The 16573-nt window shown below is 43.2% G+C and carries 11 protein-coding genes and 1 pseudogene; 1 reads left to right on the plus strand and 11 read right to left on the minus strand.

Annotated features, from left to right (window positions below; genetic code table 11):
* Positions 1-136 precede the first annotated feature (136 nt).
* Positions 137-1618, plus strand: coding sequence for a membrane-bound lytic murein transglycosylase MltF (mltF, locus tag ABD128_RS03930; protein WP_343986859.1), 1482 nt, complete (start codon positions 137-139; stop codon positions 1616-1618).
* A 55-nt stretch (positions 1619-1673) separates the two neighbouring features.
* On the opposite strand, the gene tfpB is transcribed toward mltF, so the two are convergent.
* The 11 genes and pseudogenes from tfpB to ABD128_RS03985 form a co-directional block, all read right to left on the minus strand.
* The gene (tfpB, locus tag ABD128_RS03935; protein WP_343986862.1) at positions 1674-3437 is read right to left on the minus strand and encodes a type IV pilus assembly ATPase TfpB; all 1764 of its coding nucleotides are present in this window, start codon (positions 3435-3437) and stop codon (positions 1674-1676) included.
* A 145-nt stretch (positions 3438-3582) separates the two neighbouring features.
* On the minus strand, positions 3583-6495 hold the full coding sequence (locus ABD128_RS03940) for a TonB-dependent receptor domain-containing protein (RefSeq protein ID WP_343986866.1): 2913 nt from the start codon (positions 6493-6495) through the stop codon (positions 3583-3585).
* Between the two features lie 148 nt (positions 6496-6643).
* Positions 6644-7441, minus strand: a complete 798-nt coding sequence (locus ABD128_RS03945) for a TatD family hydrolase (RefSeq protein WP_343986869.1) — start codon at positions 7439-7441, stop codon at positions 6644-6646.
* An 18-nt stretch (positions 7442-7459) separates the two neighbouring features.
* A complete protein-coding gene (gene prfC, locus ABD128_RS03950) occupies positions 7460-9037 on the minus strand; it encodes a peptide chain release factor 3 (protein ID WP_343986872.1) in 1578 nt (525 codons plus the stop codon).
* 73 nt (positions 9038-9110) lie between these two features.
* Positions 9111-10391, minus strand: a complete 1281-nt coding sequence (locus ABD128_RS03955) for a mechanosensitive ion channel family protein (RefSeq protein WP_343986875.1) — start codon at positions 10389-10391, stop codon at positions 9111-9113.
* Between the two features lie 71 nt (positions 10392-10462).
* The gene (gene rimI / locus ABD128_RS03960; protein WP_343986878.1) at positions 10463-10912 is read right to left on the minus strand and encodes a ribosomal protein S18-alanine N-acetyltransferase; all 450 of its coding nucleotides are present in this window, start codon (positions 10910-10912) and stop codon (positions 10463-10465) included.
* Positions 10912-11424 carry a hypothetical protein gene (locus ABD128_RS03965; RefSeq protein ID WP_343986881.1) on the minus strand — a complete coding sequence of 171 codons (513 nt, stop codon included), beginning with the start codon at positions 11422-11424 and terminating at the stop codon, positions 10912-10914. The genes rimI and ABD128_RS03965 overlap by 1 nt, the downstream gene beginning before the upstream one ends.
* Positions 11425-11451: 27 nt before the next feature.
* Positions 11452-12594: pseudogene (locus ABD128_RS03970) on the minus strand (2-isopropylmalate synthase); the annotation flags it as partial.
* Between the two features lie 198 nt (positions 12595-12792).
* Positions 12793-15240, minus strand: a complete 2448-nt coding sequence (locus tag ABD128_RS03975; RefSeq protein WP_343986884.1) for an acyl-CoA dehydrogenase — start codon at positions 15238-15240, stop codon at positions 12793-12795.
* A 65-nt stretch (positions 15241-15305) separates the two neighbouring features.
* Complete coding sequence (locus tag ABD128_RS03980; protein ID WP_343986887.1) at positions 15306-15935, minus strand: TetR/AcrR family transcriptional regulator; 630 nt, start codon at positions 15933-15935, stop codon at positions 15306-15308.
* A 348-nt stretch (positions 15936-16283) separates the two neighbouring features.
* Entirely contained in the window at positions 16284-16547 is a 264-nt protein-coding gene (locus ABD128_RS03985; protein ID WP_343986889.1) for a glutaredoxin family protein, read from the minus strand.
* Positions 16548-16573 lie beyond the last annotated feature (26 nt).

Raw genomic sequence — 16573 nt, forward strand, 5'->3', positions numbered from 1 at the left:
ATACCATTAGTGCGCAAATTTTACTCCATCTAGGACTTTTTGATAAGTCATTGAGCGGATTTAAACGCTTAAATTTGCACTTTTTTAGCATTTACCTTCATAATGCCTGTAGTTAATCATCAAGTTATTACCATCCATGATAATAAGCTTCTACAAAAAACTTGGAATACTGGCGTTAGTATTACTCTTTACCGGTGGTCTCACCTCTTGTGACTACCAGCAAAAGACCCAGCTAGAACGCATCAAAGAGCAGGGGTACATAAAAGTCTATAGTCGTATCTCACCAACCACCATGTCGGTTGGCGAAAAGGGCTTTTCGGGTTTTGAGTATGAGCTGGTCAAGCTTTTTGCTGAAGACTTAGGCGTACGATTAGAGATCGTGACCCATAATGATATTGCTAAGATCCTTAACGAAGTTGAGAACGGCACAGTCGACTTTGTGGCTGCAGGCCTTACGGTCACTAGCCAGCGACAAGAACGTTTCCGCTTTGGCCCGCCTTACCAAAGCATTACCAGTAAGCTTGTTTACTTAAAAGGCACGCCTCGACCTCGCGACTTTTCCCAGGTAGATGAGCAGCTAACGGTTATCGCAAACAGCTCACACTCGGAAGATCTGTTTGAAATTCAAAAAGACTACCCAGAATTAAGCTGGACCGAACGCTCCGATCTAACCTCTCAGGATCTTTTAGACATGATTCTTTCAGGAGAGATCAAATACACCATAGTTGATTCCAATGAGTTGGATTTAATGCGCCAAGTTCAACCTGAACTGGCGGTCGCTTTTAGCGTTTCTGAGCCTGAAGAGCTCGCATGGGTATTTAATAAAAATAGCGATAATAGCTTATTTATCAAAGTAATAGAGTTCTTCGGTAAGATTCGTGACGATGGCACCCTCTCCTACCTTATTGAACGCTACTATGGCCACTTATCGAAGTTTGACTATGTGGGGAGCCGCGCTTTCCATCGTGCTATCGAAAGCAAGTTGCCAGAATTTAAGCCCTACTTTTACGAAGCGGCCGGTGACGACTTAGATTGGCGTTTCTTAGCAGCCATGGGCTATCAAGAATCACACTGGGAAGCTGATGCACGCTCGCCAACAGGTGTCCGAGGGCTAATGATGCTCACTCGCGATACCTCTAAACAATTGGGCATTAAAAATCGCTTAGACCCCGAGCAAAGCATTATGGGGGGAGCTGAATACTTTAGGTTAATGAAGTCTAAAATTCCTGAGCGTATTGGTGATCCGGATAGAACTTGGTTTGCGCTAGCCGGTTACAACGTCGGCTTTGGACACTTAGAAGATGCTCGTAGGCTCGCTGAGCAGGCTGGCGAAAATCCGGATAAATGGTTAGTTGTGAAGAAGTTCTTGCCGCTACTCCGCCAAAAGAAGTGGTACTCAAAGACCCGTTACGGTTATGCCAGAGGCGACGAGCCAGTAAAATACGTCAACAATATTCGACGTTATTACCAAGTTCTAAAAAAAGTGGAGGACCCCAAACCAGGTAGTAATGAGTTGATCGAGGAATCCTTAGAGGAGGAAGACATCGAGCCGGCTGAAGAAATAATTGAAGAAGCCATTGAGCAACAGGGCGATGTAGATATTGATGACGAACAATAGACAAAAAGGCCGTGAAACCATGGCCTTTTTTATTGATTCACCCTTAGTAAGTCGCTTAGTTGTTATCTCTAGGTGACACTCGTAGTACTTCCTCGATGGTGGTTATGCCTTGCGCTACTTTATAGGCTCCACTGACTCGCAACAAATTCATACCCTGCGCCTGAGCCTGTTTGCGCATTGACTTTATCGAGGCATCATCGTGGACCAAATTCTTAAGTTCATCAGTAACGCGCATTAATTCGTAAATACCTTGGCGCCCCTGATAGCCTGTGTGACGACATTCATCACAGCCAACTGGTTCATAAATATATTCTGGCATATCCAGCTCTCCATTTAGATTATCGCCAACCAAAGTTTGCCAAGCCTCAGCGTTAACCTCTGTTTTGCGCTTACAAAAGGCACATAAGGTTCTAACCAACCGCTGCGCCATAACGCCTAGCATCGTTGCATTCAGCAGATAAGGCTCCACACCCACTTCTATCAGTCGTGTCATTGCCGAAGGCGCATCATTGGTGTGTAGAGTTGATATCACCAAATGTCCCGTTAAAGCCGCCTGTACAGCCATTTGAGCCGTTTCCTGGTCACGAATCTCACCAATCATAATGATATCTGGATCTTGTCGTAATAAAGCTTTTACGCCTGCGGCAAAATCGAGGTCAATATCATGGTGAACCTGCATTTGATTCAATTTAGGATCTACCATCTCAATTGGATCTTCGATGGTACAGATGTTCACTTCCGGCGTGGCGAGTAATTTCAATGAGGTGTATAAGGTTGTGGTTTTACCCGAACCTGTAGGTCCTGTCAGCAAAACAATCCCTGTAGACTGCCCAATTAAATCGCGCCAAACACGCTCCGTTTCAGGCTCTAAGCCAAGCTCAGTAAAGTCTCTTTTCAAAACCGTTGGATCAAAAATACGTCCTACAAACTTTTCACCAAAGGCAGTTGGCAGCGTCGATAAACGCAACTCAATTTCTTGACCATTCGGAGCTCGCGTTTTGACACGCCCATCAAGTGGCTTACGTCGCTCTGCTAGATCCATTCGCCCAAGGATCTTAAGACGCGATATAACCGCTTGAGTAATAGCAATCGGTAATTCGTAAACATTGTGTAATACGCCATCTATTCTAAAACGTATTTTCCCAATTTCACGGCGCGGCTCAATGTGGATATCGCTTGCACGCTCCTTAAAAGCATACTGCAATAACCAGTCAACAATTTGAACGATATGCTTATCGTTAGCATCAGCTTCCTCACCACCTTTTAGCTCAATTAATTGCTCAAGGTTGGTAACACTACTTTCACCTTTATGATTAGTGTTCTTTGCTCCCGCAACTGATGCAGAAAGTTGATAAAACTCACGTTGATAGCGCTTAATTGAGGCTGGATTTGCGAAAACTGGAATTATCTCCCGACTAACGACCTGCCCAAGGCTTTCTTTCCAAGACAGTTCGTTAGGATTCATCACCGCTACTTTAACACTATCATCGTTCACTTCTACGGCGAGGATATTGTGACGCTGCGCATAGGCATAAGACATGACCTCTGTAATATCATCAACATGGACTTTTAGTGGATCGATGCGGTAATAAGGGAGTTTGTAAAGGCCTGCTAAAAATCGTGTCAAAACCTCTTCATCAATAATCTTTTGGCGCTGATCGTGTCGCGTTAACGATAAGTCTGCCACTTGTTCAATCGGATGAAGCTTTGGATCAGCTTGTCTTAAGTGAATCTTTGCGGCTTCGAACTGTTCGTCCGATATCCAGTCTGCTTTGAGTAGCAGTTTAAGAATGTGAAAGTTTGATAAAGGGCTTGTCATCAAAATACTTTTCCTATGATTATTACCATCAGATTAAAGCATATTTCTATAATTTCAAATACTTACTCGTAAACTCTTGAAAAGAATTCCCTACTTTGTAATAAAAATGGGGCCGAAGCCCCATTCATTCATCGTTACGATTTACTTAAAACTTCACCTTAATTGAAGCGTAAGCAAATACACCTTCCGGATCGTAAACTGATGGATCATAACCGTTCAATGAACAGCTATAACATGCTGGTGGGTCTTCATCTAAGAAGTTATTCACACCAACATTGAGCTCCATTTCCATATCATCGACATCAGGGAAGTAGCTAAACTGCAGGTCGTTATAAACACGTGAGTCTAGTTTGTTTAACCTGTTGTCAGGATCTGAACATAAACCAAGCTCAGCTAGTCCATCTGGTGTGCCATCTAGGAAATCACTACAACTTTCCGTTAAGCTATCGACGTAACGCACCGTCCAACTTAAGCCCCAATCATCTTGGTTTAGGCCCATAGTTAGCACCGACTTCCACTCAGGAATACCAGAATCGTTACGCTCTATGCCCGCCAAGTCAACTTTGGTACCAAGCGACTCTTCGACATACTCACTAACAAAAGTATTAAACCAAGTTACTGAGAACATACCCCAGTCAGATGATGGTGCAGTGTAGGTGATTGCTAAGTCGTAACCAGACGTTTCGATTCCCGCGATATTAACTAAGCGGTTGTTGAAACCATTGATACCACCGGTAGACGCACGACTAATACCGTCACAATACAACGAATCTAGAGTTTCGATACACAGATCAAGCTGAGTTTGCGCATCGATAGCTTGAACCGCGCCATCAATCTCATGCTTATAATAAGTACCTTTAAAATCTAACGTATTGATCCAGTCAACTGAATTAACCCACTGTGGACTATAAACAAAACCAAGAGTTTGGCTGTCTGACTTTTCAGCGCCTAAATCTTCGTTACCGCCAGTAGTGACAGAAATCTGGCTGTTTAACTGGGTGTAAGTATCTGGTACACCAAGCGCCTGACAGTTTGCTTCGTATTGAGTACCCGTGTAATCGCTACAGCGATCACCTAAAGTTGCATCAAAACGAGAACCTGACGAGTACAGCTCACCAATACTTGGTGCACGGAAGCCTTCAGAAACCGAGCCACGAAGCATAAACTCTTCGTTTATACGCCATAGAAGGCCAGCTTTTGTCGTTGTTTCAGAACCGAATGTACTGTAATCAGAGTTACGAGCTGCTAATGAAAGCGTTAACTCTTCTGCTGCCGCAACGTCAGCCAATAACGGTACTTTAAATTCCGCGTAATACTCATCAACGTCATAAGAACCACGTGTTGGTGAAGATGGAACACCATTACTTTCACCCGCGACTACAATCGGATCCGGCTCAAAGAAGCCGCGATATTCACGTGACTCAATACCTGCTGCAAACGAGAAATAACCCGCAGGCATTTCAAACAAATCGCCTGAAATATTGGCAGAAATAGTATCGATGACGTTTTCACTAGCATCTTTCTGGATGAATTGGATATAGTCCAACATTTCCTGGGTAATAGTACCCGAACCATCGCCCTGGCCACCAAACAAGTTAAGCGGCACACAGCCTGCCATAGCTTGACAGTCGGCTAACGGCCCTAGAGCATTTTTGATGCGCTGAATGTTATAACCACCGCGCTTAATCTGAGTCGCGTAGTTCTTACCATGGCTGTAATTCACATCCCAGAAGAAAACATTGTCACCCGCTGTGAAGTCACCATTGAAACCTAGACCAATATAGCTGGTATCAACATTTTGACGGAAGATTCGAGGACCACCTTCAATTGGACGACGTCCAGCGAAAATGAAGTTCGATGAATCCAGCGTCATACCGAATGGGTTATACGGGTTGCTTTCATGAACAATAACTGTATCGCCTAGACCGCCTGTACCTGCGTCTGGGCCAATAAAGATTGGTTCTGGAGCTGCTTGGTTAACAGACTTACGGTTGTTATAGAGCGCCTTAGCGTAAAAATTAACATTATCCGTAATTTGGTAGTCCGCCTGACCAAATATTGAAGTTCTTTGGCTTGGTGTTACGTATAAGTTATAGGCAGCGAAATTAAAACGATCATTATTAGTGAACACATGGAAGTCATCGTTTGGACCGCCAGGATTGTTCGGGTCATAAGTTGGAACACCTGTGACGCCATCATTAATAGTTAAGTTTACTACATCAGGATTTCCATCATTGTCGTTGTCTTGTCCAAAGAACAGGAAGCGACCTTGAGGAGTACCAGAGCTACCACGAGTTAAGCCTGTTCCCGGTGTTGGAAACCTTGAGAGCTCTCGCTCAAAAGAGTCAACCTTTTGCTGGTCATAGTGGCTGATGCTGAAAAATACGCGGTGTTTGTCGCCGATAGCACCAAAGGCAATATCAAATTCACCTGTTTCACCGTCACCTTCATCATAAGCACCGCCATAAGCGTTAAACTCTAAACCATCGAAGTCCTTACGCGTAATAACGTTTACAACACCAGCAATTGCATCTGAACCGTAAATAGACGAAGCACCATCTTCAAGTACCTCAATACGTTCAACAATACTGATCGGAATAGTATTTAAATCGACAGAGTTTGAAACACCTGATGCTGATGAGCCGTTAACCCAACGAACGCCATCGACAAGAACTAAGGTTCTTTTTGCGTCTAAGTGTCGAAGTGCAACTTCAGCCGCTCCAGCACCGATACCACCACCGTCTGGTGGGAAACCAAAGTTACCACTGCTATTAAAGCGCGTGTTTAGCGCAGATCCTGCCGCTGGTAAACGCTGTAAAATATCACCTACCGTTTTCAAGCCTGTGCGATCTAAATCTTCACGCGTTAATACTTGAACTGGGTTAGTTCCTTCAGCTTGTGATTGTCGAATGCGCGAGCCTGTAACAATAATGCTTTCAGCTTCTGCACTTGTCTCTTCTTCAGCCGCTACTGCAGCACCATTAACACCAAACGCTGCGAATACAGCACTGGCAATTAATAGTTTTTTAGCGGGCGGAAAAAAGTTACTTTTATCCATAGATTACCCCATTTATTTTTTCTTAATTGATTATGTAAACCTGTTAAACATTGCTATGCAAAAAATACAGGCTTCAATGTTATAACTTAAGAATCAATCAATAACAACTGAGATTTATCTACAGCGTGAATTAATCAGGCTTTGTACATTAGGTTACGCGCAAGATTTGACGGGAGTTTTGAGTGGTCTGACGTGCGATATCTTCAGCGCTTTCTTCACGCAACTCGACAAGGGTATTAAAGTTGTTGAATATCAACAATGGGCTGTTATGTTTTTTGTCTGTATTAGCAGGAATCATATCTGGCGCATCCGTTTCCAGAACAATATCGGTTAGAGGCAAGTTGGCCGCGAGGTCTCTTAGCTTAACAGCTTTAGGGTAAGTCATAGCACCACCAAATCCCAACTTAAAACCTAAATCACGATAGCGTTCAGCTTGCTGCATACTGCCGTTAAAGGCGTGAACGATACCACCCTCTTGGAATCTCATAGTTTTGAGATAAAGCAGCACGTCCTCATGCGCTTTTCTGACGTGCAAAATAACGGGTAATTTACAAGATTTAGCGATTTCGAGCTGTGCTTTAAATAAAGCAATTTGGACTTTGCGATCAAGGTGCTTTTCATAAAAGTCCAAACCGATTTCACCAATGGCTGCTAAAGGTTTTAACTCAGAAGCAAGTTCGAGATCATGAATATGCTCCTTCCTATGTTCCTTAATAAACATTGGGTGCAATCCTAAAGCAACATGAACACCAGACTTAGTAGCACCAAGCTGACGTATAAAACGCCAATTTTCCTTTTTTACCCCTGGAATTAAAACCCCTTCGATACCCACCTTTCTCATTTGCTCAAATATAGCGTTGCGATCAGTATCAAAAACAGGGAAGTCCAGATGACAGTGACTATCAAAAAGTCGAATATTCGGTGTTTTAACTTTTGCTTTAAACATTGCAGCCCTTTTTAAATTTTAGTGTTCCCTTGTCTCTAAGAACTTTATATCAGGCCAGCGCTCCATGGCCAAGTTTAAATTTACCATAGTTGGCGCTAAATAACTCCAGTTATCACCACCATCCAAAGCAAGGTTGTCTGCATTCTTGCGTTTGAACTCTTCAAACTTTTTATCATCATCACACACCACCCAACGAGCTGTCGCAATGCTGACCTGATCATAAATACACTCAACTTTATACTCGTTCTTCAAGCGGGCGGCGACCACATCAAACTGCAACACACCAACGGCACCTAACACCAAATCATTTGAATTTTGCGGCCTAAAGACTTGAGTGGCACCCTCTTCAGACAATTGAACCAAACCTTTTAATAAGGCTTTATTTTTCAGTGGATCACGCAGGCGTACGCGACGGAACAGCTCTGGTGCAAAGTTAGGAATACCGCGGAATTTCAACTCTTCTCCTTCGGTAAACGTATCACCAATCTGAATCGTGCCGTGATTGTGAAGTCCAATAATATCGCCGGCATAAGCTTCATCAAGATGCTCACGGTCCCCAGCTAAAAATGTCAAAGCATTGTTAATCGCCATATCGCGCCCTAAACGAACATGGCGCATTTTCATGCCTTTTTGATATTTGCCACTACAAATACGGACGAAGGCTATACGGTCGCGGTGCAGCGGATCCATATTCGCCTGAATTTTAAATACGAAGCCACTGAACTTATCTTCCGTTGCTTTTACTTCGCGATCCTCGCTTTCACGCGGCAATGGCGACGGCGCCCATTCAACTAAACCACTCAACATGTGATCAACACCGAAGTTACCTAAAGCAGTACCAAAAAATACTGGTGACAGCTTTCCATCCAAAAACTCTTGCAAGTCAAACTCATGGCTTGCGCCTTTAACTAACTCAAGCTCATCGCGGAAGTCTGCTGCTAGCGAACCGATAGCCTCATCCAGTTCAGGGTTATCAATACCTTCGATCACTCGCTCTTCCTGAATCCTATGGCCCTGTCCCGATTGATACAAGTAAACTTTATCTTCAAGCAGGTGATACACACCTTTAAATTCTTTGCCCATGCCAATTGGCCATGAGATGGGTGCGCATTTTATCTTTAGAACATCTTCAACTTCATCCAACAGTTCAATCGGATCACGAATATCGCGGTCCATTTTGTTCATGAAGGTCAAAATTGGTGTATCACGCAAGCGGCACACTTCCATGAGTTTAATGGTACGAGCCTCAACACCTTTACCGCCATCAATCACCATCAACGCAGAGTCGACCGCGGTTAATGTGCGGTAAGTATCTTCCGAGAAATCTTCGTGACCAGGGGTATCAAGCAAGTTAACAGTCTTGCCGCCATAAGGAAATTGCATGACTGAGGTGGTCACCGAAATACCACGCTCCTTTTCCATCTCCATCCAATCAGAGGTCGCGTGCTTACCTTTGCGTCCTTTAACAACGCCCGCTTCCTGAATTTGCTTACCAAAAAGTAATACCTTTTCAGTGATGGTCGTTTTACCCGCATCTGGATGCGAGATGATCGCAAAAGTACGACGGTTTTCAATTTCAGACGTCAATTTAGACATGCTACTCTCTTCGTTACATTATTCGTTGAATTGGCTTTACAGACGGTAAGCCCGCAAAAGCGGGCATTATAAGCTATTTTTCGTGACCTTCGCGACCATTAAACATACTTTCTTGTGCAGGTGCTAACTTCGAAAAGTCATAGCCCGTGGGCGACTGATGAAGCCTCAATCCAAACTCTGGTAAAACCGCGAAAATATGGTCAAATATGTCTGACTGTATATTTTCGTAATCGACCCATTGAGTGGTTGCCGTAAAAGCATAAACCTCTATTGGGATACCTTTTGAAGAGGATTGCCCCTGTCTGACTAACAAAGTCATGTCTTGTCGAATATCTTTATGGTTCTCAAGATAATTCAACAAATAAGCCCTAAAAGTGCCAAGATTTGTTAATCGGCGACCATTTGCTCGAGAACTTAAGTCAAATCGATTTTCTTCGTTGTATTGGCTTATTTCTTTTTGGCGCTCTTCTAAATACGGTTCCAACAAACGAGCTTTCTTAAGACGCGCTACATCATCATCCGATAAAAATTCAACGCTTGTGGCATCAATTAACACTTGGCGTTTTATGCGTCTGCCACCGGACTGTTCCATGCCACGCCAGTTTTTGAACGAGTCAGAAATTAGTGCATAAGTTGGAATTGTGGTAATGGTTTTATCCCAGTTACGCACTTTAACCGTGGTTAAAGCAATCTCAATAACATCTCCATCAGCACCATAGGACGGCATCTCTAACCAGTCTCCAACATCCAACATATCATTCGCCGACAGTTGAATCCCCGCCACTAAGCCGAGCAATGGATCTTTAAAGACCAACATAACCACAGCGGTCATGGCACCTAAACCGCTTAAAATAATTAGGGGGGACTTACCAACTAGCGCTGACACGGCAAGAATAATAACCACCACCGTAGCCACTAACTTTACACTTTGGAATAAACCTCTAAGCGGCAAGCCTTTCAAGCGTGAGTCGTCGGAAGAAATATCAAGTAGTGCATCAAGTAGCGAAAATACCGCAAGCAAAATAAATAGAAGCACCCAAAGCACACAAATCGTTTGGATCCACTCCATAACACCTGATTCTGGTTTGAGCCAAAGTCCTGCTTGGATATAGATAATTACACCTTGAATTACAATGGCTATGCGACTAAAGATTTTTCTTTCAAAGAACGCTTTACGCCAGCGCTTTTGAGACTTTTTCGCCATTTTATCTAAAAAGCGGAGCACCACTCGGTGAAAGATAAAATGAATCGCTACAGATATGAGGAGGATTAAGCCAAGGACCATGACCAAAGCCGTGATATCGGTGAACTGGTACCCTTGTGCTTCCAACCACTGACTAAACTTTTGCTGCATGCTTAGAACCTGTTAAGACTAAATTACTGCGTAGTTTAACAGCTAAGAACGATAGAGGTGAAGTTTGAGAATTATAAACTTCGTCGCATCACAATGGCTGCTTCTCGACCCTCCTTGTTTGGGTAATAGTTTGGTCGACGACCTATTTCTTCGAACCCTTCTTTGATATAAAAAGACAATGCTGGATGATTTGACTCACGCACTTCAAGTAACACACTCTGCATGCCGGCAAGTTTTGCCTGCTTATACATTAATTTAATAAGTTGAGTGGCGAAGCCTTGGCCTTGATGTGACGGCGCTGTGGTGATGTTCATAAGGTGGCATTCATCAAATAAATAATTAAAAACCACATAACCGATAACGGTGGAGTTTTGCTCTAAAACAAGACTGGGGTATTCCTGCTCAATACAACTTAAGTGAATACTCTTTTTCCAAGGATATTCATGAGTTCTTTGCTCTATGTCGACCACTTGTTCGAGATCAACCACCTCAAGCGGACGGATGTTTGACGGAAGCTCCATTAATGTAATCGCTGTAACAAGCTCCACCAATCTTTTTTATGGGCTTGCAACGAATCTAAAGCTGGTGCAGATATACTTGGATGCTCTATAGGTGTCTGCCCACCACCACACATGATTAATTTGCCTCTGCAACTTTCAACCGTTTGCGAATGTTCAGTGTTCTCACTAAGTTGCGCTAGTGCCGCTGTAAAAGGTAAATCTAACCATGCTTTCCAAGCCAGTTCTAATTGCCTCAATGAAGCAATGCAGCTGTCTTGAACGGCATCTTTAGGGATCACAAAGACAAAATCAGCGCTCGGCTCCCCTTTTAAGTATCGGATATAGTCGCCTTCAACCGGGCGTGCCACTGTTTCTTTAGATGGTTCAGTATCAGCACTAACTATGTCGTCTCTAGACTGAGTCTGAACTTTCTCGACCTGTGGAGATTCTACGTTTTCTTCAGCCTGATCGTTTAGAGGCACCCAAACAGGTACCTCTAATGCATCAAGATAGGCTCGATTCCAATGTGACATAGATTCAGACACCGGTTATTAGCGCTTAATGAGGCTTAATAAATCTTCGTCTAAAATGTCGTGCTTTTGATCAGCCAGCTTTTTGAAGGCTACAAACGCTTCTTTCAGCTCATCGCTGTTCTCAAACTGAATGCCTAATCCAGCGAGGTGACTTTTGAAAGCATTTCGGCCTGAATGCTTGCCTAGAACCATACGGTTATTCGCCCAACCAACGTCTTCAGCTCGCATGATCTCATAGGTTTCACGATTTTTTAAGACGCCGTCTTGGTGAATGCCTGATTCATGTGCGAACGCATTATCACCAACAATCGCTTTGTTCGGTTGTACCGCAAAACCTGTGATTTTTGAGACTAACTGCGAAGTCGGCACGATATGACGAGTATCAATGTCCACCTCTACATCAAAGAAATCTGGGCGTGTTTTAATTGCCATAATGATTTCCTCTAATGCTGCATTACCGGCACGTTCACCCAAGCCATTGATCGTACACTCAACCTGGCGCGCACCTTTCTGTACCGCAGCCAAAGAGTTTGCAACAGCTAAGCCTAAGTCGTTATGACAGTGTACAGAGAAAATCGCTTTATCAGAGTTCGGGATACGTTCGATTAACTGCTGAATCGTATTTGCGTATTGCTCTGGCATGTTATAACCAACCGTGTCCGGAATATTGATAGTGCGAGCGCCTGCATCGATGACCTTCTCTACGATTTCGCACATAAAGTCTAAATCTGAGCGACCGGCATCTTCACATGAAAACTCAACATCTGCACATAAATTGCGCGCCAAACGCACAGATTTCACGGCTTGTTCAATAACGGCACTCGGCTCCATTTGAAGCTTATGCTTCATGTGTAATGGAGAAGTTGCGATAAAAGTATGAATTCGACCGGAATTAGCACCTTTAAGCGCTTCACCTGCCACTTCAATATCTTTGTCTACTGCACGAGATAATGAACAAATGGTACTGTCTTTAATGTTATCCGCTACTAGCTTAACGGCATCAAAATCGCCTGGGCTAGCTACTGCAAAGCCGGCTTCGATAACATCTACCTTCATTTTTTCTAATTGTTGCGCGATTTCTAGTTTTTCTTCTTTATCCATTGACGCGCCAGGACTTTGCTCACCATCTCGCAAAGTTGTATCAAAAATAACGAGTTTATCTTTCGACATATATTCGGTCTCTTCAAATTCTAATAAATGTGCCAATTAACCTTCTAAGGCATTAGCTATATCATAAACTTAATAGTCCAGAATACCAAATATTGAAGAGGCTTTATAATAAGGCGTAACAGGTATGACAAGTATTTAATAATTAGTCGAAAAAGAAAAGGCGCCAAGTGGCGCCTTGCTGATTAATTTCTATACAAATTAATCCTTAACAACACCTGAAATCTGTTCGTTTGAGTAGTCATCAACTTGGATAACATCCATACGGGCAGTTTCCGCATCGCTTAAGATTTGCTTCTCATCCTCGGTGATAATCCCCTTTTCTAGCGCTTGTTCGATTCGCTCCATATTGGTCAGGTTTTTATCAAGCTCTTTAGATTTCATCGCTTTACGCAGTTTATAGCGTACGCTGTCCGCCTCGAGAACCTTCTTAAAGGCAAGTTCTACACGACCGGTTACATCATCATCAGTATTGCCAACATATGCATATTGAGTAATCCGATCACGGATTTCACAATCCTTCATCATCGGTAAAACTAATTCACGCTCTAGGCGATCCGATGGACGGTTATAGCTCTTGCCATAAGGGAAAGCAATAAAACGCAAAACCTTACCGACAGCTTTATTCGGGAAGTTTTCATAGAAATCATAGAATGCTTCTTGGATTTTGTGTAAACCGTACTCCATATTCCAGCGAACATACGGCAAATCAGCTAACGGACGTTCTTGGTCTTCGTAATACTTCAGCACTGTAGAACACAAGTATAGGTGGCTTAAGACATCCGCCAAGCGCGCTGATAGTCGCTCTTTACGTTTTAGATCACCGCCTAGCATGCCCATGGCCACATCAGAAGTTAGCGCTAATGCAGAGCTCATTCGAGTTAGCTGTTGATAATAACGCCCCGTTTCACCGGCCACAGGTCTTTCTGCGATTCGCGCTGCAGTGACACCCAAGCCCAAAGTGCGGAAGAAGTTACTAACGCCATAGCCTACGTGACGGAACAACAAGCTATCAAAACGCTTTACGCCCTCTTCTTCGTCATCTAGCTGTGCCGCTAACATTTCACGCAGCACATAAGGGTGACAACGAATAGCGCCTTGACCAAAGATCATCAAGTTACGCGTTAATATATTCGCACCTTCCACCGTGATACCGATAGGCTGACTCATAAATCCATTGGCAAGATAGTTACGCTCACCCATGATGATGCCACGGCCTGCGTGAACATCCATCGCGTGATTCATAATATCGCGCCCCATTTCCGTCATCTCGTATTTAGCGATGGCAGAAACAACCGACGGTTTAACGCCTAAATCCACAGCGCCAGCCGTCATTAAGCGACTCGCTTCCGTACGGTAAGCTAAGCCTGCGATTTGCGCCATCGCTTCTTCAACCCCTTCAAAGCGACCAATTGGTAATTTAAACTGCTCACGAACTAGAGCATAAGCACCCGTCATGCGGTAAGACAGTTTAGCAACCGCCGTCCCCATTGCCGGCAATGAAATAGAACGACCAGCCGCTAAACTTTCCATCAGCATACGCCAGCCTTGACCTGCGTAATCTTCCCCACCAATTAACATGCTCATTGGAATGAACACGTCGTCGCCAGTAGTTGTGCCGTTCATGAACGCTTGGTTCATTGGTAAATGGCGACGACCAGTATTAACGCCAGGGTGATCCGCTGGAATTAAGGCACAAGTAATACCGTAATCTTCTTTATCTTCGTTACCTAGCAAGCCTTCTGGGTCATACAGTTTGAAAGCTAAACCAACAATGGTCGCTACTGGAGCTAGAGTAATATACCGCTTGTTCCAAGTGATACGGATCCCAAGTGTTTCTTCACCGTTATATTCGCCTTTACAAACAATACCTTTATCAGGGATAGCGCCAGCATCTGAGCCAGCTACAGGCGACGTTAGCGCGAAACAAGGAATCTCTTCACCGGTCGCTAACCGTGGCAAGTAATAATCTTTTTGTTCTTGAGTACCGTAATGAAGTAATAACTCACCTGGGCCTAATGAGTTAGGCACCATTACAGTGACCGCAGCACTACCACTTCGGGTAGCGATTTTAGTCACCACCGTAGAGTGCGCAAGAGCCGAGAACCCTTTACCACCATACTCTTTCGGGATAATCATCCCCAAGAAACCTTTGTCCTTAATGAACTGCCATACCTCTGGCGGTAAATCTTTGCGCTTATGGACTATGTCCCAATCATCAAGCATCGAACAAAGCTCTTCCGTTTCGTTATCAACAAAAGCCTGCTCCTCTTCGGTCAACTCAGGCTTTTTATAACCAAGAAGTGTTTGCCAGTTTGGCTTGCCGCGGAACAGTTCAGCCTCCCACCAAACATCACCAGCTTCTAATGCTGTTTTTTCTGTTTCAGTCATAGGGGGCAAGACATTCTGCATAAAGTGATAGAGCTTGCGTGAAATCCAATCGATACGGAGGTCAGGCAAGTAATAGAACAATGACACAAAGGAATAAGTCAATAAGGACAAATAAAAGCCCCACGAATTATCAAATGCGATTAATAACGCCAATAGCGCCACGCCATTCACAACCATTGCGTTTTTCATTGCCATGCGTTGATAAGCACAAAAGCCTACCGCCGCTAGCATAATTAAAAACTCTAGTAACCCTATCATTCTTTTTCCTCGGTACTCTGTATTATAAAATTTAAACTATTTGGTGGAATCGGTTGCTTCTAAACTCAAGCTTTCATGCCTGCAGCTAAAAACGGTACCATTTCTTCTATCACATCTTTGACTTCTAAACTTCGATTAAAGTCGGCTTCTGAAATTTGGCGTAACGCATCACTACCAGCAAGGGTGAAAATCAAGCTACCGAGCATGTAGTGGAGCCTCCAAAAGATTTGATCGTTAGTAAGTTCGGGATAACCCTTTTGGAATAAAAGAGTGAAACGAACCAGAACATGACCATAACGTTCAGTCACGTAACGACGTAAATGTCCTTGAGTTTCCGCATAAGCTCGCCCTAATAAACGCATGAATATTGAAACAGCGTTGGGCCTTTTCGTATTTAGTGACAATAACGGATCAATTAAAGCGGCTAATAAGGTTTCAGCCTTAAGCTCATCTGCAGGCTCTTGCTCCAGCTGCTCAAGACGGACACTTAGCTGCTGCGTAAAGTCTTGCAGGAAACGATCAAAGACCGCCTGAATTAATGATTTCTTTGAGCCAAAGTGATAATTCACACTGGCAAGATTAACTTTTGCTCGACCTGTAATGGTTCTAAGACTGGTTTCTGCAAAGCCACGCTCTGCGAACAAAAACTCTGCGGCATCTAGAATCTTGGTCTGGGTTGTATCATGTGAACTCATATCTATAAGGCTACACCAACTAAAACACTTGTTTGAAACATACGTTCAAAACGGTATTTTGTCAAGAGCTTACAGTGACTCAGGCCTGATCTCCGCAACAAGGCTCAAAGCTAGCAAAGGATTATGGAGCTGATAGTAAGGATGCATAGATGTACTCAAAATAGCCACTAAGACTCTGGCTAGTGGAGTGAGGTGGCATAAGCGAAAAGAAAAGCTTTCGAATTAACGCATGACTGCACTTTTTCAGCCTAGAAGAAAATAACGATATCGATTAAACCAGAAATATAAAAATCAAAACAAGAAATAGCAAAAAACTTTAGGTTATAGAGAGAGTATAAGAAAAAATTTTCAAAGGTGATATAACCACTCATCCAATTCATCATAAGTGAAGGGCCAATATAATTTTCGTTTCGTAGTTTTATTTTCTAACACCGGAATTGATGTTCGATATTCTTCTAATTTTTTTTCATCATCAATAATATCAAAAGCAAATACTTGATGAGTTTCCATTAAATTTTTTTGTTGGTTTAAAGTAAAAATCATCGCTTCAACTTGTTCGCACAAATGACAACCAAATGTTGTGTATAAAATTATTTCTTGCTTATTTGTCATACTTTTATAGAAAAAACACAGAAAAA

Origin of the sequence: Kangiella japonica (assembly GCF_039523535.1) — a bacterium.
Lineage (GTDB): Bacteria > Pseudomonadota > Gammaproteobacteria > Enterobacterales > Kangiellaceae > Kangiella > Kangiella japonica.